Here is a 21,364-nt window from a genome sequence, read left to right on the forward strand (position 1 = left end):
AGGTGTTACAAATCACTCACAAATTCCTGCATGCTTTCTAAAATATTTTCAAAAACGGCTTTTAAATCTGTTGAGTTCTCTTTTAAGTTATTTTCATATTCTTCAGCAATATAATAACTTTTTTCTAAACCTAGTATAGATATTTTATGTTTTAATTTATGTACGGATTGTGCAGCTAGTAAATAATTGACATTTGCATACTCTTTATTGTACACATCGATCTCCTCTGGAAGCTCTCTTTTGAGAATTGCAATCAGTTTTTGTTTGAATTCGGCGTTGTCTCCAGAGAGATCATTTATATAATTTAAATTAGGCTGTTCCATTGTCTTTTTTAATTGTAAAATAAAAAGTTGTTCCTACACTCATTTGGCTTTCTAGCCATATTTTTCCTTTATAAAACTCCACGATTTTCTTCACGATCGCTAAACCTATTCCTGATGAAGAGTCATTGTTTTCTAACTTAGAAAAAATATTAAATATTTTATCTTGGTACATATCAGGAACACCAATTCCGTTGTCTTTGACATAAAAACTATACTCCATTTCATTATCAGTGCTTCCTATTTCGATCTCGACATTCGCTTTATCATTATATTTTATTGCATTTTGAATTAGATTTTGAAACATTTGCTTGAATCTAAAATCATTCCCCTGCACTTTAGGTAAAACATTGTTCATTTTAACACTAACATTACTTGGAACAGACATGGTTCTCAGAATATCATCTACCAAAACATTCAAATCAATCAAACGATCATCATCGCGTTGTTTCTCTATGGCCGAATAATCCAAAATTCCTTTGATCAAGAAGTCCATTTTCTCTACATTGGACAAGATTAACTTTAAGGACTTGGTGTTGGCATCATTCATAAGTGCAGTATTATCCTCAATAAACCAGTTGATCAAGGTGTCAATACTTCGCAACGGAGCCTTTAAATCATGCGACACCATGTGTGCATACTCGTTTAATTCCTTATTTTGTTTTTCTAAGCTAATTAAAAGATCTTCCCTTTGCTTGTTGATTTTGACGATCTCGATAGACTGTTCTTTTACATAATCAGAAGTATTAAACGCTTCCGACTTAGCCGCTACCGTATCATCAAGATTCATTGAACTTAATATAAATTCAAGATTCTTGTTTACTTCCTTTAAACTTTCGGCTTCGTCTCTTAGTTTTTTATTGGCCTCAAAAAGTTCGTCTGAGCTTATTTTCATTGCTCTTTGTAGCAACTCAATTTGCTCTTCGAAGTTCTTATAGGATTCATTAATGGCTTCTAGAAAAATATCCAAGTCATTTAAGCCACCCTTCAGTTTTTTATCGATTTGTCTTTTTAATAATGGATTCATTATTCACTTATTAAAGTTAATGTCATCGTTTGATTGTGCAATTGACAAGCTGTACTACCATTAAAAGGCGCCATTTCTCCGTACGAATAAAATCCAGTCATGGGCACCTTCGATCCAATTGCATCACGTACTTCTTCAATTTCTTCTTCCACTCTTTGATCCATGACCAGTTTACGCCCAATACAACTTACCAAAATTGCAAGTTCTGGTGCATTAACTCTATCTTTCATAGCAAATTCAGCAGCTACTTGAGCTCCTCCAGCTATGCCATCAACAGACGCCATCATCAATTGCACCTTAGAATTAACAGGTACATCTCCGGCCAAAGTCATGGAATGATCGTCATTGTTGATCTTTAAAATAGTACGTACAACAGGAGCCGATTTTCCTTCGGGAGTCACATTTAACGGATACAATAAAGATGCTTGAGGCAGTTCCTTCGCTTTATCACCCAAATATTTTTTATATAAATCTAATGCGGGTTGCCCGTCAATCTCATACAATACATTAGCTTCCGCTTTTGTTATGACACGTTCCGGACCAAACGGAATCCAACCTCCAAAACTGGCATAGGACACCTCTAAACTCTCTCCATAAAAACCAATTAAAAGCACTTCCCCTTCCTTAGGATCTTCTTTATAGGAAGCAACTGTTTTCTCAAAACGTGCATCGTCACCACACATTCCGCCAGTAATTGAAACCAAACTGTCGATCCCTTTTTCCAACCCATTAATCAAAGAGCTTCCATTGACAAAACTCCCTTCTGAGAGTACAAACAAATGTTTTAAATTGTCTTTTGGTATTTTTTTATAAAGAGCCTCTCCCAATGCATTGGCATTTTTATCATAATTTAAAATATTATCTCGCTCTACAACAAAACTGCTTTTTTCTAATTCGATAGCAGTCACAGAAATAGAGTTGTCATTAACATTGCAACATAAAATTTCTCCAGCTGTTGATCCAAAAACAATGTGTTCATAGGGAAACTCTTCTCGAATTCCTTTTATAACCTCTTCTTTTTCTAATAAATAGCGGTTACCAAAAACCAATACTAACGGATTATTTAAAATTATTTTTTCTTGAAAATATTTCCAGTTTTGAGTTCCTATTTTTGAAGCTTGAATAATTTTCATAATTTATTTATTAAGTTTTATAAAAAAGGTTGTTCCTACTCCCTCTTCACTTTCAATCCAAATTTTACCCTTGTAGGTCGCTACAATTTTCTTTACTATAGACAAACCAAGTCCTGTGGAATGCTCACTTGTGGTAAAAGATTGAAAAGTATCAAATATTTTTTCGTGATTTTTCTTAGCAATCCCTACGCCGTTGTCTTTGATTGCAAAAACATAATCTGTAGCGTGTTCTTCACAAGAAACTTCAACTAGACCTACTGCTCTTTCAATATAATTCACCGCGTTTCCTATTAAATTTTGAAACAATTGCTGCACTCTATAGCGGTCAGCATTTATAACCGGTAAGCTGTTTACAATTTTAACAGTAATATGCTCTGGAATATGAATAATCTCAATTATAGTTTCAATAATATTGTGAGTATCTACCTTCTCTAGCGCTATATTTTCTTTATCAATTTTAGAATAAGTCAAAATACCTTCGATTAAATGATCCATTTTCTCTACTTTATTTTCCATCATTGAAAAATATTTCAAAGTTTGTTCACTAAACGCTTTATCATTATCTTCTTTAATCCAAGAAATTAAAGAGTGCATGCTGCGCAATGGCGACTTTAAATCATGCGAAACAATTTGCGCATAATCTTCTAACTCTTTATTGGTTTTTGCTAGACTATCCACTAATTCTTCACGCTGTTCCTCTAGCAATTTCTTACTAGTAATATTTTCTTCAATTGCAAAAAAACGAACCACTTCGCCACGCTTATTATACAAAGCTTGGCCTTGGATTTTTACCCAATATTTAACCCCTTTTTTCGAATAGTTTACAATTTCGCACGCAAAAGGTTGTCCTTTACTAATTTGGTGACTCAGATATTTAATCGTTTCAGGATCTGTATCTTCACCTTGCAAGATATGCCCTGGTTTTTTGCCTATTAAATCCTCTTTCGAATAACCAGACATTTTTTCGAAACTACTATTAACCCATTCAATTTTCCCGTGTATGTCGGATATAACTACAGCATTAATATTCTTTTCGGCAATTAAAGACAATAAGTACAGTTTGTCCTCTTGTTCTTTTTGCTCCGTAATATCCAGGTGTATCCCTATCGAACCAATTACTTTACCATTACTATCATAATTGGGTGCTCCACTTATTAACCAATGACGAATTGCTCCTTCCTTGTTTTTAACCTGTACTTCGTAAGAGTCAGTAATCCCCTTACCTCTTAATTCGTTTTTATCTTTTACAATTTGCATGCCTTCGTCAGTAAGCAGTAAACTAGAAGCTTTTTTACCAATTAACTCCTCTAAATCATAACCACTAATTTGACAAAAACTATTATTGGCTAAAATTATTTTTTCGTCTTGATCCACTTCAATCAAGCCCAAATTCATATTGGCAATAATATTGCTGTATTTTTCTCTTTCGTTACGCAATACTGCTTCGTGCCTTTTCTTTTCGGTTGCGTCCTCAATCATGGCAAAATATTGTTCTACCTTACCATTTTCATCTACTATAGGTTGCGCCTTGGTTGTTACCCAGAAACTTTTTCCTTCTTTTCTTCGATGCAAATGCTCTACATTAAAAGCTTCACCATTGACAAAAGGCACAATCATCTTTAACAATTCTTCTTGCGGAGTTTCGTCACACTTCCCTAACTTAATAGGCGTGTTACCTATCACTTCTTCTTTTGAAAAACCAGTTAATTTTAAATAAGCATCATTACACCAAAAAATTACGCCGTTGGGTTTTGTAAATAGGATACCATTTTCATTGGCACTAGCCACAAGTGAAAGCCTGTTTAACTCTTCTTGATCGCTTTTAAGATCTTTCTTTTGATTATTAATTTTACCTACTAATTCTTTTAACTCTTTAGTAGTGATTTCTTGATTTTTTAATACATGAAGTAAATCGAACAAAGGGTCGTGAAAAGCAAAATCATGCATCGTTAACTGCTTTTCTTTTACTTGCTCCATCGACACAAACCATGGAGAACCTACAAATAAAATAGCCCCTTCATAATCTTGAAACTGCCCTCTTAAATCAACGGTATCACTAGTATTAGACAACAATACTAACTGGTTGCAAATGGCAGACAAATCGTCAAAACTAGCCGTTGTAAGCTGTGGCCTTTTGACATCAAAGACCGAATTAAAATTATCATTCAGTTTAATGCTTGGCAATGTTTTGGCTAAGCTTTTACCAAAACCTTTTATTTTTAAATCAGTATCAATTAGAATATAAAAAGGGAATAGCTTGTTGAAGCTATCTTCATTAAAATTAAATTTTAAATTTTTCATCCTTTCTACTTACCAGATTATATTAAAAATTTCATGTGAGCTGCCTTCGTCACGAGTTTGAATCAAATTAATAGTTACAGGAGTGCTATACATAATTCCCAATCCCTGTATCAAACCTCTAACAAAATCTTGAAGTCCTTCTCTTTTAGATAAATAATGCAAGTTGATACTGTTTTCAGTAACATGTGTAACCTTAAACTCAGGCGGTGTTAATTTAGGGTAAATTAACATCACACGATTATGAAACAGTGGTAAATTTATTAAAAATTGTTTCAAGTTATCGCCGCCAGCTTCCATCAACCCGCCATATTTTTCTTTAGTAGTTTTTACAACCCACCATTCTCCAAATGCTATTAACACTGCGCTTAATGTCATATCCATTTCCTGAGAAACAGCTGTTGCTAGTTGAAAAGTAATTGCATCATCATATGGTTCACTGCTTATAAAATAATCAATATCAATGCCTGATCGGAGCTTAATGGCTTCCCATTTTTCTTCTCCAAAATTAGCAATAACTAATTCTTCAATTGCTTTATTTACAATGCCGTACATATTATTGCTGTGATATTAACTCATTACAACTCCAGTAATCAATAAGTTTTTTAATACGATCAACATAATCATCGTATTTCAGTGGTTTAATTAAATAACCTGCAATACCTATTCGATAACATTCCATCACATCAACGCGATTATTAGATGTAGTTAAAATGATCGCTGGGATGTATTTTAAATAATCATCGTTTTTTAATATTCCCAAAAATTCAATTCCGTTGATTTTTGGCATATTTAAGTCACAGATAATGATATCCGGTATGATTTCTTTAACTTTTAAAACTGTTAATGCCTCTTCTCCGTTAGCTGCTTCAACAATTTTGTGTTTGATGTCCATTGTGCTTAAAACCCTATTGAATTTCATAACTTCAATAGCATCGTCTTCAATCAATAGAATATTCAGTGATCTGCTCATTTGTTTTTGTTTTTTTCCTTGTTTAAAAGTACTCTGATTAACTCAATGATAACAATAATTTCGCCTACATTATTATTAGTATAGTTCAATTGCAAAAAAGTATAGACGAATGGTTTTACAATTTTTCCATTTCATCCTTAACCTTTCTAGCTAAACTTTTATAAATCAAATCATAAGAATGATCTATCAACTCCTTAATAAAATTATCATTGAGAGCGTTATTGATCGTAACCGTGTTCCAATGCAGCTTACTCATGTGCCATCCTGGAACAATATCATCATACTGGGCACGCAGTTCTTGAGCGCGATCAGGATCACATTTTAAATTGACTCCCGGAGCTCCCTCTTCCCACTTTTTTAATGATGATAAGGCAAACATTTTTCCGCCTACTTTAAAAACCAAAGTATCCTCATCAAACGGAAAATGTTCCGTTGCTCCTTTTTTTGACAAACAATAGTCATAATAGCTTTCAAGATTCATTTTGTAAAAATTATTTGATTACTTTCTCCATCATTCGTTCCGGACTTGCCAGTGCCTTGAACCCAAATTTTTCATATAAAAAATGAGCATCAGCAGTAGCTAGCCGCCATATTTTAACTTGTTGTAATTCTGGCTCCTTCAACATCCTATCAATCAATAACGACGAATAGCCTTTGCCTCGGTATTCTTCAGCAATAAAAACATCCATAACATAGGCAAAAACAACATAATCAGTAATTACTCTCGCAAACCCAATTTGCTGCTCATCCAGATAAATACCAAAACAAAAAGAATGATCTATAGTCGTTTGCACTTCCTCCATGGTTCGGCCAGCCGCCCAATAAATATCTTTTAGAAAATGCTGAATAAAAGGAATGTCTAATTTACTTTTATTAGTAGAAATCGTTATCATATGCTATACAAAACAGGTTTACTAGGACTTGCATCATTTTCAAAAGAAGCGATTTGCAAATTCAGCAAATAACTACCGTCTTTCACTGCATCTACTACATAAATCATCTCAGTTATTGTGGCATTCAATCGCGCTTCTTCATTCAAGTTTTTCACATCCGTAACGTTCCAAAAAGCTTTGTGGGCCAGCAATTTCCCTTCGTCTTTTTCTTTATCAACACTTGGTAAATCAATCAGTAAATGTTGGATTCCGCTTTCGCAAATGAACCGCGCCGCATCTTCAGCCAAATAAGGCGGATTAGTATGTGAATATTTCTTTGAAAGTTTGCTAGCGCTATTAGGCAAAGTTCTAATAATAATGGCTTCGGGTGTTTTTCCGTTTAACGCTTGTACAACCTGATTTTTAGTAATCACTAAATCACCGCCTTGTTCTTCTGGAGTAACCGAAATCAATTCGGCCAGAAAGAAAAACTGTTTCAAAGCCTGATTAACACTGTAAAAATCATGGGTAATATGCCCTAAACACTCTGTATGTGTCCCGTGACCGTGTGGATTGAATAGGATGTTATTAAAATTGGTAGAGGACATACCCGAAGATACTTTCCCTACCCATTCATCAAATTTCACCGGTTCAATCACTGGTTTTTCAATGTACCAAGCAATTGGATTTTCGTCTGTATTGGTTAGCGGAATCGAAATGTCAATAGGTTTTGATAAATCGACTTTGATATTTTCAATAGTTGCAATCATATTTTTTTTAACCACAAAGGGCAGTAAGATTTACACAAAGATCACAAAGTTTAATGCCCTTTGAGCCTACTTTGCAAACCTTGCGGTTAATTCGTTTACTCCAAATTTAGCCAAAAAAGATCAGAAGCTATCCCATCTGTCAAAAACTTTCCTTTTTTAGTGGGTTTCAAAATATGATTTTTGATCGAAAGCAACTCGTCTTTCAAAAATTTATCGGCTTGTTTCAACAGATAATCCAAGTACAGTTGCCCGAATTCTGATTCGATTCGTTCCAAAGAAACACCCCAAATGGTGCGCAATCCAGTCATAACATATTCATTATACCGATCAGCAATCGTTAAGAACTCGATTTCATTTGGCAATTCATCAGCTTCAATTGTTTTTAAGTACAGCGGATTATTGGCTATATTCCAAGAGCGAGAAACACCATCGTAACTGTGCGCCGATGGTCCGATGCCTATGTATTTTTTTCCTAACCAATAAGCCGAATTATTTTTAGAAAAATAGTTTTCTTTTCCAAAATTGGATAATTCATAATGTATAAAACCATTTGCCTCGAGTGTTTCCTCTAGAATCATAAAATGTTCTTGAGCAACTTCGTCATTAGGTTCCGCTACTTTTCCGGTTTGAATTAGTTTTTTCAAAGCCGTTTTGGGCTCTACAGTCAAAGCATAACTGGAAATATGCGGAATACCAAATGACAATGCTTGCTCGATATTCTGCTTCCATTTTTCATTGCTCATTCCGGGAACTCCATATATCAAATCGATCGAAATATTATCAAAATAGTTCGTCGCTTCTGTTAAACATTTTTTGGCTTCCGCCGAATTATGTGCGCGGTTCATCATTTGTAAATCATCTTCAAAGAAAGATTGAATCCCAATGCTTAATCGATTGACTTTGCTTTTTGAAAGTTCAATAATCCTTTCGGTTGACAAATCATCAGGATTAGCTTCCAGTGTGATTTCGGGATTTTCTACCACCGAAAAATGCTCATAAACTGTTGCAATCAAAAAATCAATTTCTCCAGAAGTCAGTACACTAGGAGTTCCTCCTCCAAAATAAATAGTCTCAATTACAATGTCAGTTCGAGCAGAGTCGAGAAAAACAGCTTCACTTTTGCGTAAGCGAATTTCTTTGGCCAAAGCCAAAACCATTTCCTCCTTTTTTTTCATAGAAGTCGAAAAATGGAAGTCGCAATAATGACACGCTTGTTTGCAAAATGGGATGTGTATGTAAATGCCGCTCATAATAATAGTCGTCAGTGGTCAGTTTTTCAGTGATCAGTTTTGAAAAGTTAAGAGTACTACAGTTTTTAGTCTTTTTTGACTCCAAATTTTTCAGGGTTCAACAACATATAATTAATTAATTTGCCTATTTCAAGACTTTCAGAAACAAACTCATTAAAAACTGATTCTGAAATATAATTACATGCTAAAGCGAATTCTAACCATACTTGTGTTTCAGAATTTTCGCCGTCACAGTCAGTTAATTTACTGTAAAAATGTTTCGGATAAATTCGTTTTCTATATCCTTCAGCCATCGTAACAGGAACACTTCTAGAAGAACGTCGAATCTGATCCGTTAAAGAATACATTTCTTCTTTTGGAAATGATTTTGTTACTTCAAAAATTTTCATTGCTAAAGAAGAAGACTTTTTGTACGCTAATAAATCTTGAAATCTCATAATTAATTCTCTATAAAATTAAAGCTGATTACTTTATCAGTATCCAGACTGAACACTAAAACCTGAATACTGATCACTATTTCTTAACTCGTTCTTCATTTTGTTGTACAAAAGCATCCCAACCGGTATAACTTTTAGTCCCAACGACTTTCCCTGAATTAAAAAAGTGACAAACGGCTGCTGCTAGTCCATCCGTTGAATCGAGATTTTTAGGTAATTCTTTTAGTCCCAATAGTTGCTGCAACATTTTGGCAACTTGCTCTTTGCTGGCATTTCCGTTTCCGGTAATAGCCATTTTAATTTTCTTAGGTTCATATTCCGTAATCGGAATATCTCTAGACAATCCTGCTGCCATAGCCACACCTTGTGCACGACCCAGCTTAAGCATCGACTGTACGTTTTTACCAAAGAAAGGCGCTTCAATCGCGATTTCATCAGGATGATGCGTATCAATCAACTCAATGGTGCGTTCAAAAATCCGTTTTAGTTTCATGTAATGGTCGTCCATTTTGTTCAACTGCAATTCATTCAACTGAATAAATTCCATTTTTTTATTGACGACTTTAATCAACCCAAAACCCATTATAGTGGTTCCAGGGTCAATTCCTAATATGATGCGTTCGTTTGCCAAAAGATTTGTTTAAAATTAATTTATTACACAGAGCTACACAAAGAAGACTCAGAGAATCACGAAGATATTGAAACCTATGGTAGTTACACAGAGATACTCAAAGTAAACCCGGAGAATCACGAAGAAAATTAAACTTTGCTCTCTCTTTGTGAATCTTTGCGAAATGTTTCATTACACAGAACTTAGCAGCTACATAAAACAAATTAATCCCTCTGTGAATCTTTGCTCTCTCTTTGTAAATCTTTGCGAAACATTTCACTACAAAAAACTCAACTAGACCTTAAAAGCGACACAAAACTATTTTAATCCCTCTGCGAATCTTTGCTCTCTTCGTGAATCTTTGCGAAATATTTCACTACACAAAACTAATTAATCCTTTTGCGAATCTTTGTGAAACACTTTTTCTCACAGTGAGAAATCCACAGACAGGTCATTTTCACGATACTTTTTCCTTTCTTTGCACTCATGATTTCAATTCCTCACAAAACTAAGCAATTCCTCGTACTTCTAATCAAAGTTTTGATTGTTGCTGGTGCCTTTTATTTTATTTACAACCAGCTAGCCAATAACGATAAATTAGATTGGGTACAGTTTATGACCAAATTCAAAAAAAACCAATCGGTTGCAGGAATTGGTTTTATATTACTATTGAGCGTACTAAATCGTTATTTTGAGATTTTAAAATGGCAAAATCTAGCATCCTACATCAAACCCATTTCGGTTCTTGAAGCCACAAAACAAGTGCTTGCTGCACTAACCGCAGGAATTTTTACGCCAAATGGCGTGGGTGAATATGCCGGAAAAGCATTGTATTATGAAAAACACGAAACCAAACAAGTCGTTTTCCTAAACTTAATTTGCAACGGAATCCAAATGGTGCTTACCATACTCATCGGACTGGTAGGTTTGTTCTATTTCAACATCCAATTCAATATTGTAGAAACCCAAACCGTTTTGTTGATTTTTGGCGTTTTAATTTTAGTGTTTGTTGTTTTATTTTCGATAAAAAAAATAGCGATCAAAGGCTATTCGATAGAAAAACTAATTCAGAAAATCAACGAAATCCCAAAACGCATTCACCGTAAAAACATACTTTTGGGCAGTTGCCGTTATTTGGTTTTTTCGCATCAATACTATTTTTTGTTTTTAGCTTTTGATGTTGATTTACCTTACCTGACACTGATGTCAGCCGTGACTAGTGTTTATTTTCTAGCATCCTCATTACCTACTTTTCAATTTTTAGACTTTGCCGTTAAAGGCAGTGTAGCTATCTTTTTCTTTGGGATACTGGGCGTAAACGAGTGGATCGTTATTTTTGTATCCACGTTGATGTGGTTTCTAAATGTAGTTTTACCTGTAGTTATAGGTAGTTATTACGTTCTTAATTTCAAGAGCCCATTAGCCCCCGAAAATTCAGCTACTCGCAAACACATTTAAACTCATGATTACAGTCGTTTTTACTTTTGTTTTCTGTATCTATATCGTGGCAATTGGCGCCCTTATTTATGGTTTTACAAAAGTAAAAAACTATGAAAGCATTGGCTTAAAGCCAAAAACTGCTTTTACTATTATTGTTCCGTTTCGGGATGAAGGAGATAACCTGCCTGTTTTACTAGAAAGCCTCTCTCAACTCAATTATCCCAATCATTTATTCGAAGTAATTCTAGTGGATGATGATTCCAAAAACAAGTATCAGCTCGCTAACTTCAGCTTTCAAGTTTCAGTAATAAATAACAATCGAGTTTCTAATTCGCCTAAAAAAGATGCGATTGTAACTGCAATGCATCAGGTCACAACAGATTGGATTATCACTACTGATGCAGATTGTGTGGTGCATAAAAACTGGCTTTTGACCCTTGATAATTACATTCAAAATCAAAAGGTAAGTATGATTGCGGGAGCAGTGACTTATGATTGCAACAGTACTTTTTTACATCAGTTTCAGCAACTGGACATGGCTAGTTTACAAGGAGCTACGATAGGGAGCTTTGGGATTGACAACGGTTTTATGTGTAATGGTGCCAACTTAGCGTATACCAAATCGCTATTTACAGCACTAAACGGTTTTGATGGAAATGACGGAATCGCCAGCGGAGATGATGTGTTTTTATTGCAAAAAGCAATTGCCTACGCACCCAATACAGTACATTATTTAAAAGCAGAAAGTACAATTGTATCTACAAAACCAGTAGACAATTGGACAACTTTGTTTTACCAACGTGTGCGCTGGGCATCAAAAACCAGTTCTTATCAAAGCACTTTTGGAAAAATACTGGCTATCGTTGTTTTTGGAGGAAATACATGCTGGATACTAACTTTATTCTATGTTTTTTTCAACTGGGATAAAGCCTTTTACTTATTGTTTTTTCTAGTGCTAAAAATGAACGTTGACTCCATTTTAATTCTGCAGTCCAATCGCTTTTTAAATAAAAACAGAGTATCTTACTTATTATTAGGTAGCATCCTGTATCCGTTTTTTAGCGTAAGCGTTGCCTTATATTCTTTATTGGGTCAATACCAATGGAAAGGACGATCGTTTTCTAAGTAGCGGTTTTGTCCTTAAAAATAATTCCTGTTACTACAGTAGCCATAACGATTGGCGAAATAATACTCACAATTGCATTCCCTATTTTATTTAATTCGGTTCCAAAATAAAACCGCATAATTAAAAAAACTACCGACAATAAAATTGCCACCAACCAATAACTTGAATTTATTTTTTGGACATTCACAGTTTCTTCTGGTTGCTGATACAAGTACAACACCAGACCTAATAAACCAATAATTGAACTCAAATGTTGTGCAATTTTATAAACGGGTATGGTGTAAATTTCTAAATTAAAAAAAGAAAATTGTTGCACTATAAGTCCATCCCAATGTGTCATGGAATCCCAAAAAATATGAGATAATGTCCCTATAAAAAAAGACAATAAAACCGTTGCAACATTATTTTTAAAATAGTCCAACCAATTTGATTGTCTTAACTCCTGCAATCTTTTTTGAAAAAATGCTGGTAAATTGTCAATAAGCGGCTTTTTAATGATTTGATGAAATGCAAACATTACAATTAGGCCCAACGGAAAATCAATTAAAAAAACCCCTGGAAGGGTATGACTGATTTCGCTTTGCATTCGCATTCGGAAAAAATACTCCAAATCAGGCGACATAGCTCCTACAAACAAAGCTGTGGCTGATATTTTTTTGTTTTTAAAAAAAGGTAAAGCAAGTACGGAATGTGATAAAGTAAATGGCATTCTTTATTCTACTTTAAGAATTACTGGTAAAATAAATTGTGTTTTTACAGGAATTCCTCGTTTTATAGCTGGATGAACCGTTGGGAAATTGACTAGTCTTGCGTGCAAAATACTGTCGATTTTCACGGTATCATAAGCCACCGAATCTTTTGGAAACAGCGGTTCGAATTGCATTTTAGAATTGGGAAAAATAGTCACTCTTACTTCAATCGTATCCAGTTCAGGATAAAGAATAGAGAGCGTGTCCGTACTTAGTTTTTCTTGAATTAACTGCGTTAAATATTCAAAAAAACACTGTTGACGACTTGCTTTGTCCTCAATTTTATCGCAATCAACAAAAGACGGATATTCATCTACTTCTTTCCAGTTAATGGATTTCAATTCTTTTTGCAAGAGTTCCTTTTCCGAAGGCACTTGCTTTTCGAAATATTGGCAGGAAGCAAACAATAAGAATACTAAGAAAAGGGAGTAATGCTTCAATGTATCGTTTTTGAATTTGACTAATTTTTTATAAAAATACAATTATTATTTATGTGTCGCTTTGGAAAGCAGATAATCTTCGTAGCTTTCGTTAAACCATTTCTTTTTATTGGTCTCGGCAATTTCTTTTTCTTTTGGATACAAGATTGCTAATCGGTCCGAGAAAGTAGCTATTTTAATCGTATAAGTATAGAATGCTTCTTTTGTTAAGAGTTCTGTTTTACTTCCTTTTTTATTGGTAAACTCAAAAAAAAGTGTGTCAAAATCTTTCATCGAATAATTCATAACGCTTTTTTTATTTTCGTTGTATATTCGTTCTTTTAAAATATCATCTGCAGACATCTTTTTTTTATTCTGAGCAAATAGTATCTGAAAAGAAGCACTAAAAAACAGTACGACACCGAATATTAAAGTTATTTTTCTCATATTCGTAAACATAATAAAAATCTATTGTTGTAGCATTAAAAATACTAAAAAATTTAATTTATGGACCTCATTCTTTTACTTATTGGTTTCCTCTGTATGCTTGCGGGAATAGCTGGGAGTTTCCTGCCTGCCATCCCGGGTCTACCTTTAAGTTGGTTTGGCTTAGTCTTGCTATATGCAACAAATACTGTTCCAACAAACTACTGGATTTTAGGAATCACTTTGATCATTACCGTTATTATCTCAGTTTTGGATTATTTCATTCCCGCCCAAGGCGCTAAAAAATTTGGAGGAAGCTCCTACGGAATTTGGGGAACAAATATTGGCTTAATCATTGGCCTACTATCTCCTCTCCCATTTGGTTTTTTAACCGGTGCCTTTGTAGGTGCGTTAATAGGAGAACTAGTTTTTGATGCTACAAATCACAAACGCGCTTTAAGAGCTGCTACAGGTTCCTTTATCGGTTTCCTAGCGTCGACCTTTATACAATTCTTCGTATGTTGCCTGTTTTTAGGGTTGTTTATTAGCATTGTTTGGCAAAATAAAGCAGGGTTGTTTTTATAAAAAAACGCCTATTCAAGAACATGAATAGGCGTTGATATGAGGTGTAAAACAACTAATTACTTCACGATAATTCTTTTTACTTCTTTCTTGCTACCATTTTCTACAGTCACAAAATAGATTCCGCTTTGTACATTTTTAACTTGAATAGGTTGATTAAAGTTAGTCGCATTTTTCTTGTACGTATTCGCATAAATCTTTTTTCCTAATGCGTCATTAACCAAAACCTTCACATCACTATCTTCATCCGAAGAGAAAGAGATTGTAAAATTCCCATCATTGAACGCTGGGTAAATACCAAAACTTTCTAAACCAAATTTCACTGTTGCCAATGAAGTTGTTATAGCAAAATCAGTTGCGTTTACAGCATAATAAATATTTGCAATTGGCTTAATCATTAATCTACAAGTCGTTGATGCAATATTTGGAATCACAACAGAAGCTGTTCCATTATTGGGTACAGAAGCAGCAACAGTAGTTGTAAAAGTTTTCCCTCCATCGGTAGACAATAGAATCGTCACATTAGCTGATCCATCAAGTGTTGCCGTATTATTCACATCCCAAGTAATAGTTTGGGTAGTTCCACCCGTATAGGTAATAGCAGATGTGTTTTGAGACGTTACTACAAATGGACCTGCAGTTGTCACCACACTTACTTTCATTAAATCCGAATTAGTTTGACCTTCTGTTGCATGATTGTCTCTAGCTGTAAATGCAAAATTCAAATCTCTAGCTACATTTGAAACCGATTCCCAATTGGTTGGAGTTGTTAATTGACCCAAAATTACACTAGCCAATTGTGGCATGTATCGCACAGGAGAGCTAGAAGGTTCCTGAATTCTAAAAGTTGGCCCAACTAATTTAGTATCTAATGTTCTACTTAAATCCCCTATTGTGGCAGCTGTACTCACATCATTTTGCTCCCAACTGTAAGTCAAAACATCTGTCGCATCAGCATCCGTGGCTGTTCCTGTCAAAACGAAAGCAGTCCCCTTAGGAATAGTAAAATCGGCTCCCGCATCTACAACAGGTGCCGAGTTAGTAGTTGTAACTGAAACCGGACAGGTCTTAGTCGCTAAATTTTCTTGTACTTGCTTGATGCTTACGTAAGTAAAATTTCGCATATTATGCGGCTGAACATCCCAGTTTGTAACACCTGCATATCCCATAGTTGTACATCCACTTCCAGGTTCTACTTGCACACCCGAACCTTCAAATTCATAACTAAAGGTATGGTTTGCACCAAATTGATGTCCGAACTCATGAGCTGCAAAGTCAAAATCAAATACATCTCCAGATGGAGCTGCTGTTTCACTTTCTGGTGACGTATAACCAGATCCTTTATTTAAATCGGTTAAATTAGTAACATCATCGTCGGTACATACACAACCGATACAACCTGCATTTCCACCACCACCCGTTTTACAAAACACATGACCCACGTCATACGCTCCGTTACCAATACGAGTGGACAGCATATTTTGCACTTCCGTATTCCAAACTTCATTTTTAGTACCTACATCCCCGTTAGAAAAAGGATCCGTAGCAGCATTTAAGTAAATTAATTGGTCATTATTAGCTATTAAATTCATGTGCGCCGCAAAGTCTCTTTCAAAGATCGCATTAATACGCGTTAGAGAAGCATTCATTCCAGCTAAAGCTAAAGCAACAGTTCCCCCAAAATGTGCCGCATACTCTCCATTACAACTTAATGCTAAGCGAAGTGTTTTATACGATTTATTGCTAGCAGTGCTTTTGCCAGTAATTGAAGTTTTCTGGCTCACTACCTTTGTATCTGGAGTTGTGCATAGATACCCTTGACGCGCTGCACTATCTATATTCGAATCAAAAACAACATAAGTACTGTTTTGATTGTCGTACATTTCTACAAACTCCATTTGGTTATCAGCCCTAAAAACAACAGTTTGCAACCCTAAAGCCGACAAACTAAAATGTACCCTAGCATTTTTATCGGTTTTTCCTTGACCTACATACGATCTAATATCTGGATATTTAGCTTGCAATACTGGATCAAGATTAGAATTTTCAGTCACAAGATACATATCTAAACCCCCTTTTAAATTGGGAATACCTACCTCAGCAGGAGTTACTTTTACTGATTTTCCACTAAGATTATTCAACTTCTGTTTTAAAACCACAGCATCTAGCGTAAAATATTTCCCTGTATTTCTAGCCTTGTTTTTTCTAGCCAACAGTTCTGATTTACCAAGCTTAACCTCGTTCCAATACGAACTGTTTTGACTTTGTATTTGTCCAAAAAAAGACAAAAAAACGATCGTCATAAGTAAAGTTTTTCCCATATCCCCAATAGTTTTAAATTTTAATATATAAGTTTGTAAACATAACTCAAACTACCTAACCACTTCATTTTAAAAGGGGGACAGTTTGGGGTACAAATTTTAGACAACAGTAAACCGAAGTCTTTACAACCCTCAAAAGTTACAATACAATGCGATTAGTCTTATTTATATTTGCCCTGTTTTTTTCGAATCTTACCCAATCACAAACCTACTTTAAAACAGCTTTAAACAAAGCCGATCCAGTAGTAAATAAAACTCAGAGCACTACTTCAGAAAAGATAAAAATTCACAAAATATTTTTACAGAAAGCAATTAGTAATCAAAACAAAACAAATGAATTATATGGCTATCTCTATTTGCTTGCCGATTATTTCGACTCATCGAATTATGTAATGACTAGTAACTACTACCTAAAAGCAGAAATTCTTGTTACTAAACATAAAAATCCAAGTTGGGAAGCCGCTTTAAATTTAAAAAAGGTTTTAATTCTAGCCATAAAAAATAACCCAAAAGGGAAGCTTAATCAATTACAAAAAGCATATCAAAAAAGCAAAGCTGCCAAAGACAGCATTTATATGGGCGAGAGTCTGGAACAAATGAGCGCTACTTATGGAGAAATGGATCAATACGAAAAAGCCGAATACTATTTCCAACTCGCACTTCCCTTAATTAAAAAATTTGACACGAAACAATACTTAGGCATTGCCTACAACAATTACAGCAACCTAAAAAGCTACGAAGGCCAACCTACCAAGGCACTAGCCTACATAAATTCTGCTATAACCATCACTCAAGAAACAAATGATCCGTATACAGGAATGATGTACCGATTAAACAAAGGAGCTGTTCTGAAAGAATTAAAACTTTTTAAAGATGCCGAAACACTGTTAAAAGCTTGCGAAAAAACAAACGTAAAAAATGATTGGAAAGAACGTTTAACACACAACTACATTGGACTAGCTGATTTATATGAGCAATGGGGCGACTACAAATCATCACTACTTTATTATCAAAAACACTACGAAGAAAAAGAAATCTTAAATGGTAAAGAAGTAAGACTCAAAATCGCTGATTTAGAAGACCAAAACCTAAAAAACGAAAGAGAAATAGAATTAAAGGACAACCAGATCAGTATTATTAATTACAAAAGAAAAATTGATCAACTTGTTTTAGTCACGATCATAATACTATTAACACTACTTGGCACCTTATACTTTTGGAAAAAACAAAAAAAGCAAACAAAAGCTGAATTCGAAGAAAAACTTAGCGACTTAAAGAAACTAACTCATTTGTTGATTTCAAAAAATAATGCATTGTTGAATCAAAAAAACACAACTACTGAAACCACAACTGACGAACACGTTAATGAATATGACAATCTATTGATAAAAAAGATTTTGACAGATTCAGACTGGCTTTCTTTTAAAACGTACTTTGAAAAAGCATACCCAAATTTCATCAATCGTATCAGAAGTACCTATCCGCAGATAACGGCAGCTGAGGAACGTTTATTTTTATGCTTAAAACTAAACCTAAACAACAAAGAAGTAGCATCTATACTAGGTATATCAAATGAAGGGGTAAAAAAGAGCCGCAATAGACTTAGAAAAAGAATTGACCTCAACGCTGCTGAAAAGTTGAATGACTACGTTCGTACCTTTTAACAGTGGTACACAAACTTCAAAACCTTCCTAAAATCAAAAAAGCCATTCACCGAGGTGAAAAGCCTTTCATTGGTCTAACTACTAAACCGTGGTCAGCTTACAAAGGCTAACCAAACAACACAACTAATCTTAAAAACCTTTATGGGGCAAAAAAGCCTTTCTGTTACGAAAGGCTTTCCCCAATATGCGGTCTGGACGGGACTCGAACCCGCGACCCCCTGCGTGACAGGCAGGTATTCTAACCAACTGAACTACCAGACCCACTCATTATTGCGGTGGCAAAGATACAATAGAAGTCGGATAATACAACTGTTTTCTGCTTTTTTAATCAAAAAAAAATTTAAAAAACTTAAATTATTGATTGTCAGTTTTTTAAAAAACCTAAAAAACTTAAAAAATTACAGAACTACCCCAAAAAAACCGCTATTCGACTCTTACACCTATTTTTTAATCAAAAAATAAACTGCAATACTTACAGTCTATCCATTTGAACTATCCTTAAAATCAAAAAAGCCATTCACCGAGGTGAAAAGCTTTTCATTGGTCTAACTACTAAACCCGGTCTCATTGCTACCAACTCGACCAAACAACACAACTAATCTTAAAAACCTTTATGGGGCAAAAAAGCCTTTCCGTTAAGAAAGGCTTCCCCAATATGCGGTCTGGACGGGACTCGAACCCGCGACCCCCTGCGTGACAGGCAGGTATTCTAACCAACTGAACTACCAGACCAGCTGCGTATTGCGGTTGCAAAGATACAATAGATTTCGAGTTATACAAGCGTTTTTAATTAAAAAAATAGCTTTTTTTTACAACTATTACCCAAAGTTTTGTTTCTCAGCCAAGTATGTTATTAGTATTTTTTCAAAATCATCACCCACATTGACCGGTACGTACTTAATTCGGTTTTGAGCACAGGTTAAAGCCAGCTTTTTAAAATACAATTGCATCTGTTTTTCATATTCTACCTTGACATTATCTGCATAAATCGCCACTTCTTGACCAGTTTCAACATCAATAAACTTTCTTGGAGCATTATCAAAGTCAAAATTCAATTCTGTTTTTGCATCCACGACATGAAATAAGACCACTTTATGCTTATTATGTTTTAAATGCTGTAGCGCATTAAACAAAACTTCCTCATCACCATGCTGAAACATATCCGTAAAAAGCACAATCATAGAACGCCTATGCATCTTCTCGGCTATTTGGTGCAGAAAAGTAACTGTATCCGTACTTTTCTTTATCGCAGGCTTAGCCAGCAAGTTTTCCAAGGCGTTCAAAATCATTCTATGATGACGATCACTACCTTTTTCGGGAGCGTAGTACTCATAACTATCCGAAAACACACTTAAACCTACTGCGTCTCGTTGCTTCTTTAATAGATTCATTAATACAGCCGAAGCTAAAACCGAAAAACCTAGCTTACTTTCATAGAAATTTTGACCGTCAACCAACTTAGGATAATGCATCGACGAAGAGTTGTCAATAATAATATGACAACGTAAATTAGTTTCTTCTTCAAACCGTTTTGAATACAGGCGATCCGTTTTTGCATACAACTTCCAGTCAATATGCCGCGTGCTCTCGCCCACATTGTATACTTTATGCTCAGCAAACTCAGCCGAAAATCCATGAAACGGACTTTTATGCATACCCGAGATAAAGCCTTCTACCACTTGATTTGCCAATAACTCCAGATGCTGAAAACTGGATATTTTTTCTATTTGAGATTCGATCTTCATCTTTCAAAGTTATTAAAAGATTGAATCAATTAAAAATTAAAAGATTACAAAACTCAAACCCATCCAAAAACCACATAACAGCACAGCCAGTCTGAATTTGGCACAAAAAAAGGTCTGACTTTCGCCAAACCTTTAATCTGAATTTATTTAAAAATTCTATAATAAATCATAATCTACCGATTACAACAAAGCGTCTAAACTATCAGCATAAGTTTGCTTAGGAGCTACTCCTACTTGCTTTCCTACTACCTCTCCGTTATGAAAAACCAAAACTGTTGGAATATTTCTCACACCGTATTTTGCAGCAAATTCTTGGTTAGCATCAACATCTACTTTCCCAATTACCACTTTTCCGTCGTATTCAGTACTCAATTCGTCAATGATTGGTCCAACCATTCTACAAGGTCCACACCATGCTGCCCAAAAATCTACCATTACTGGTTTATCTGATTTCAAAACCACTTCTTCAAAAGTAGCATCTGTTATTGCTAAAGCCATAATATCTTAATTTAAAGTTTAAAGTTTTAATCGATTTAAAAACTAGACTACAAATTTAGAAATTAAAAACAAATTGCGCACTATTTGTGAATTAGTTTTGATTATAAATGCATTGCAAAAAACTATTTAAAAAATGCCAAAATAGTCTAACTACCATTTTATCGACAGCAATTTCTGCGCCCGAATGCTTTCAAGAAGCTGTATGCCCAAAACACAAAACTACGGTCAAAAACCTTGTTTTCCAATCAGGAAAGCCGCTCCTATTAGAAACTATGCAAGCTGTAACTTTCGATAAAAATAAGCACAAAAAAAAGACCCTCTTTTCAGGAGGGCACTGAAAAACTACGCATATTTTGATTAACGTCGTTTTCTAGAGATTAAAAAAGCGCTTATAATAGGATTTCAAACATCCATTATAAGCGCTTTTGGTTTTGCTGTTATTTTTTATTTTATGTTATATGAGTCTATTTTTGGTGTATACGGGTTTCTATTGACCAAGTGTATAGGTAGATATTATTTTCTACATTAATTTGAGTATTCTTTTTAAGTTCACTGTGAAAATAGCCATTGCACCTTGCATTTGCATATTGTTTATGCCATAAGAAATCGCTCGGTCATAACCATGTACATTTTTTAACTCACTATTCTTGGCTTCTATCTTGTATCGATGTTTTGCTTTTTCTTTGTAATACTCTGTTTCTTGA

General features: G+C 34.7%; 23 protein-coding genes and 2 tRNA genes. 4 read left to right on the forward strand and 21 right to left on the reverse strand.

All coding sequences use genetic code 11. The features are described from left to right. Nucleotides 1-5: 5 nt before the first annotated feature. The 12 genes from H8R24_RS03360 to ruvC form a co-directional block, all read right to left on the reverse strand. A complete protein-coding gene (locus H8R24_RS03360; RefSeq protein WP_187017164.1) occupies nucleotides 6-323 on the reverse strand; it encodes an Hpt domain-containing protein in 318 nt (105 codons plus the stop codon). Further along, nucleotides 310-1,347, reverse strand: a complete 1,038-nt coding sequence (locus H8R24_RS03365; RefSeq protein WP_187017165.1) for a sensor histidine kinase — start codon at nucleotides 1,345-1,347, stop codon at nucleotides 310-312. Before H8R24_RS03365 ends, H8R24_RS03360 begins: the two co-directional genes overlap by 14 nt. Beyond that, nucleotides 1,347-2,480, reverse strand: a complete 1,134-nt coding sequence (locus tag H8R24_RS03370) for an FIST signal transduction protein (RefSeq protein WP_187017166.1) — start codon at nucleotides 2,478-2,480, stop codon at nucleotides 1,347-1,349. Before H8R24_RS03370 ends, H8R24_RS03365 begins: the two co-directional genes overlap by 1 nt. A 3-nt stretch (nucleotides 2,481-2,483) precedes the next feature. After that, nucleotides 2,484-4,781: a PAS domain S-box protein gene (locus tag H8R24_RS03375; RefSeq protein WP_187017167.1), complete on the reverse strand. Its 2,298-nt coding sequence runs from the start codon at nucleotides 4,779-4,781 to the stop codon at nucleotides 2,484-2,486. Between the two features lie 9 nt (nucleotides 4,782-4,790). Continuing rightward, nucleotides 4,791-5,333, reverse strand: coding sequence for a heme NO-binding domain-containing protein (locus H8R24_RS03380; protein WP_187017168.1), 543 nt, complete (start codon nucleotides 5,331-5,333; stop codon nucleotides 4,791-4,793). A gap of 1 nt (nucleotide 5,334) precedes the next feature. Next, complete coding sequence (locus tag H8R24_RS03385) at nucleotides 5,335-5,751, reverse strand: response regulator (RefSeq protein WP_187017169.1); 417 nt, start codon at nucleotides 5,749-5,751, stop codon at nucleotides 5,335-5,337. Nucleotides 5,752-5,866: 115 nt separating this feature from the next. Further along, entirely contained in the window at nucleotides 5,867-6,232 is a 366-nt protein-coding gene (locus H8R24_RS03390) for an MmcQ/YjbR family DNA-binding protein (protein WP_187017170.1), read from the reverse strand. A gap of 10 nt (nucleotides 6,233-6,242) precedes the next feature. After that, a complete protein-coding gene (locus H8R24_RS03395; protein WP_187017171.1) occupies nucleotides 6,243-6,644 on the reverse strand; it encodes a GNAT family N-acetyltransferase in 402 nt (133 codons plus the stop codon). Then, nucleotides 6,641-7,393 carry a cyclase family protein gene (locus H8R24_RS03400; protein WP_187017172.1) on the reverse strand — a complete coding sequence of 251 codons (753 nt, stop codon included), beginning with the start codon at nucleotides 7,391-7,393 and terminating at the stop codon, nucleotides 6,641-6,643. Before H8R24_RS03400 ends, H8R24_RS03395 begins: the two co-directional genes overlap by 4 nt. A 95-nt stretch (nucleotides 7,394-7,488) precedes the next feature. After that, entirely contained in the window at nucleotides 7,489-8,643 is a 1,155-nt protein-coding gene (hemW, locus tag H8R24_RS03405) for a radical SAM family heme chaperone HemW (protein ID WP_187017173.1), read from the reverse strand. A gap of 65 nt (nucleotides 8,644-8,708) precedes the next feature. Further along, nucleotides 8,709-9,080 carry a four helix bundle protein gene (locus H8R24_RS03410; RefSeq protein WP_187017174.1) on the reverse strand — a complete coding sequence of 124 codons (372 nt, stop codon included), beginning with the start codon at nucleotides 9,078-9,080 and terminating at the stop codon, nucleotides 8,709-8,711. A 76-nt stretch (nucleotides 9,081-9,156) separates the two neighbouring features. Continuing rightward, nucleotides 9,157-9,711, reverse strand: a complete 555-nt coding sequence (gene ruvC, locus H8R24_RS03415; RefSeq protein WP_187017175.1) for a crossover junction endodeoxyribonuclease RuvC — start codon at nucleotides 9,709-9,711, stop codon at nucleotides 9,157-9,159. Between the two features lie 465 nt (nucleotides 9,712-10,176). Between ruvC and H8R24_RS03420 the strand changes: the two genes are divergently transcribed. Beyond that, nucleotides 10,177-11,148 (forward strand): lysylphosphatidylglycerol synthase domain-containing protein, encoded by a 972-nt coding sequence (locus H8R24_RS03420; protein WP_187017176.1) that lies wholly within the window; start codon nucleotides 10,177-10,179, stop codon nucleotides 11,146-11,148. 4 nt (nucleotides 11,149-11,152) lie between these two features. Further along, nucleotides 11,153-12,259 (forward strand): glycosyltransferase, encoded by a 1,107-nt coding sequence (locus tag H8R24_RS03425; RefSeq protein WP_187017177.1) that lies wholly within the window; start codon nucleotides 11,153-11,155, stop codon nucleotides 12,257-12,259. Here H8R24_RS03425 and H8R24_RS03430 read toward each other — a convergent pair. The 3 genes from H8R24_RS03430 to H8R24_RS03440 are packed head-to-tail and all read right to left on the reverse strand — an operon-like array spanning nucleotide 12,252 to nucleotide 13,787. After that, the gene (locus tag H8R24_RS03430; protein ID WP_187017178.1) at nucleotides 12,252-12,965 is read right to left on the reverse strand and encodes a DUF4184 family protein; all 714 of its coding nucleotides are present in this window, start codon (nucleotides 12,963-12,965) and stop codon (nucleotides 12,252-12,254) included. The two genes, H8R24_RS03425 and H8R24_RS03430, sit on opposite strands and share 8 nt — an antisense overlap. A 3-nt stretch (nucleotides 12,966-12,968) precedes the next feature. Continuing rightward, the gene (locus tag H8R24_RS03435) at nucleotides 12,969-13,445 is read right to left on the reverse strand and encodes a hypothetical protein (RefSeq protein WP_187017179.1); all 477 of its coding nucleotides are present in this window, start codon (nucleotides 13,443-13,445) and stop codon (nucleotides 12,969-12,971) included. Nucleotides 13,446-13,490: 45 nt separating this feature from the next. Then, a complete protein-coding gene (locus tag H8R24_RS03440) occupies nucleotides 13,491-13,787 on the reverse strand; it encodes a hypothetical protein (RefSeq protein ID WP_187017180.1) in 297 nt (98 codons plus the stop codon). Between the two features lie 144 nt (nucleotides 13,788-13,931). On the opposite strand from H8R24_RS03440, the gene H8R24_RS03445 reads away from it, so the two are divergent. Continuing rightward, nucleotides 13,932-14,435, forward strand: a complete 504-nt coding sequence (locus tag H8R24_RS03445; RefSeq protein ID WP_187017181.1) for a DUF456 domain-containing protein — start codon at nucleotides 13,932-13,934, stop codon at nucleotides 14,433-14,435. Nucleotides 14,436-14,491: 56 nt separating this feature from the next. Here the strand turns inward: H8R24_RS03445 and H8R24_RS03450 are convergent, their stop codons facing one another. Next, complete coding sequence (locus H8R24_RS03450; protein WP_187017182.1) at nucleotides 14,492-16,753, reverse strand: zinc-dependent metalloprotease; 2,262 nt, start codon at nucleotides 16,751-16,753, stop codon at nucleotides 14,492-14,494. A 149-nt stretch (nucleotides 16,754-16,902) separates the two neighbouring features. Here H8R24_RS03450 and H8R24_RS03455 point away from each other — a divergent pair, with 149 nt between their 5' ends. Next, nucleotides 16,903-18,417 (forward strand): tetratricopeptide repeat protein, encoded by a 1,515-nt coding sequence (locus tag H8R24_RS03455; RefSeq protein ID WP_187017183.1) that lies wholly within the window; start codon nucleotides 16,903-16,905, stop codon nucleotides 18,415-18,417. A gap of 187 nt (nucleotides 18,418-18,604) precedes the next feature. On the opposite strand, the gene H8R24_RS03460 is transcribed toward H8R24_RS03455, so the two are convergent. From H8R24_RS03460 to H8R24_RS03480, 5 genes are all read right to left on the reverse strand, one after another. Further along, a tRNA-Asp gene (locus H8R24_RS03460) sits at nucleotides 18,605-18,678 on the reverse strand. Nucleotides 18,679-19,075: 397 nt separating this feature from the next. Continuing rightward, nucleotides 19,076-19,149: transfer RNA gene (locus H8R24_RS03465), tRNA-Asp, on the reverse strand. An 86-nt stretch (nucleotides 19,150-19,235) separates the two neighbouring features. Continuing rightward, on the reverse strand, nucleotides 19,236-20,162 hold the full coding sequence (locus H8R24_RS03470; RefSeq protein ID WP_187017184.1) for a DUF58 domain-containing protein: 927 nt from the start codon (nucleotides 20,160-20,162) through the stop codon (nucleotides 19,236-19,238). A gap of 180 nt (nucleotides 20,163-20,342) precedes the next feature. Then, the gene (trxA, locus tag H8R24_RS03475; RefSeq protein ID WP_073244015.1) at nucleotides 20,343-20,660 is read right to left on the reverse strand and encodes a thioredoxin; all 318 of its coding nucleotides are present in this window, start codon (nucleotides 20,658-20,660) and stop codon (nucleotides 20,343-20,345) included. A 520-nt stretch (nucleotides 20,661-21,180) separates the two neighbouring features. Continuing rightward, nucleotides 21,181-21,364: transposase (locus H8R24_RS03480; RefSeq protein WP_187017185.1), on the reverse strand; the 184-nt coding region annotated here is incomplete at its 5' end.

The organism is Flavobacterium muglaense, assembly GCF_014305155.1.
In the GTDB taxonomy this organism is placed as follows: Bacteria; Bacteroidota; Bacteroidia; order Flavobacteriales; family Flavobacteriaceae; genus Flavobacterium; species Flavobacterium muglaense.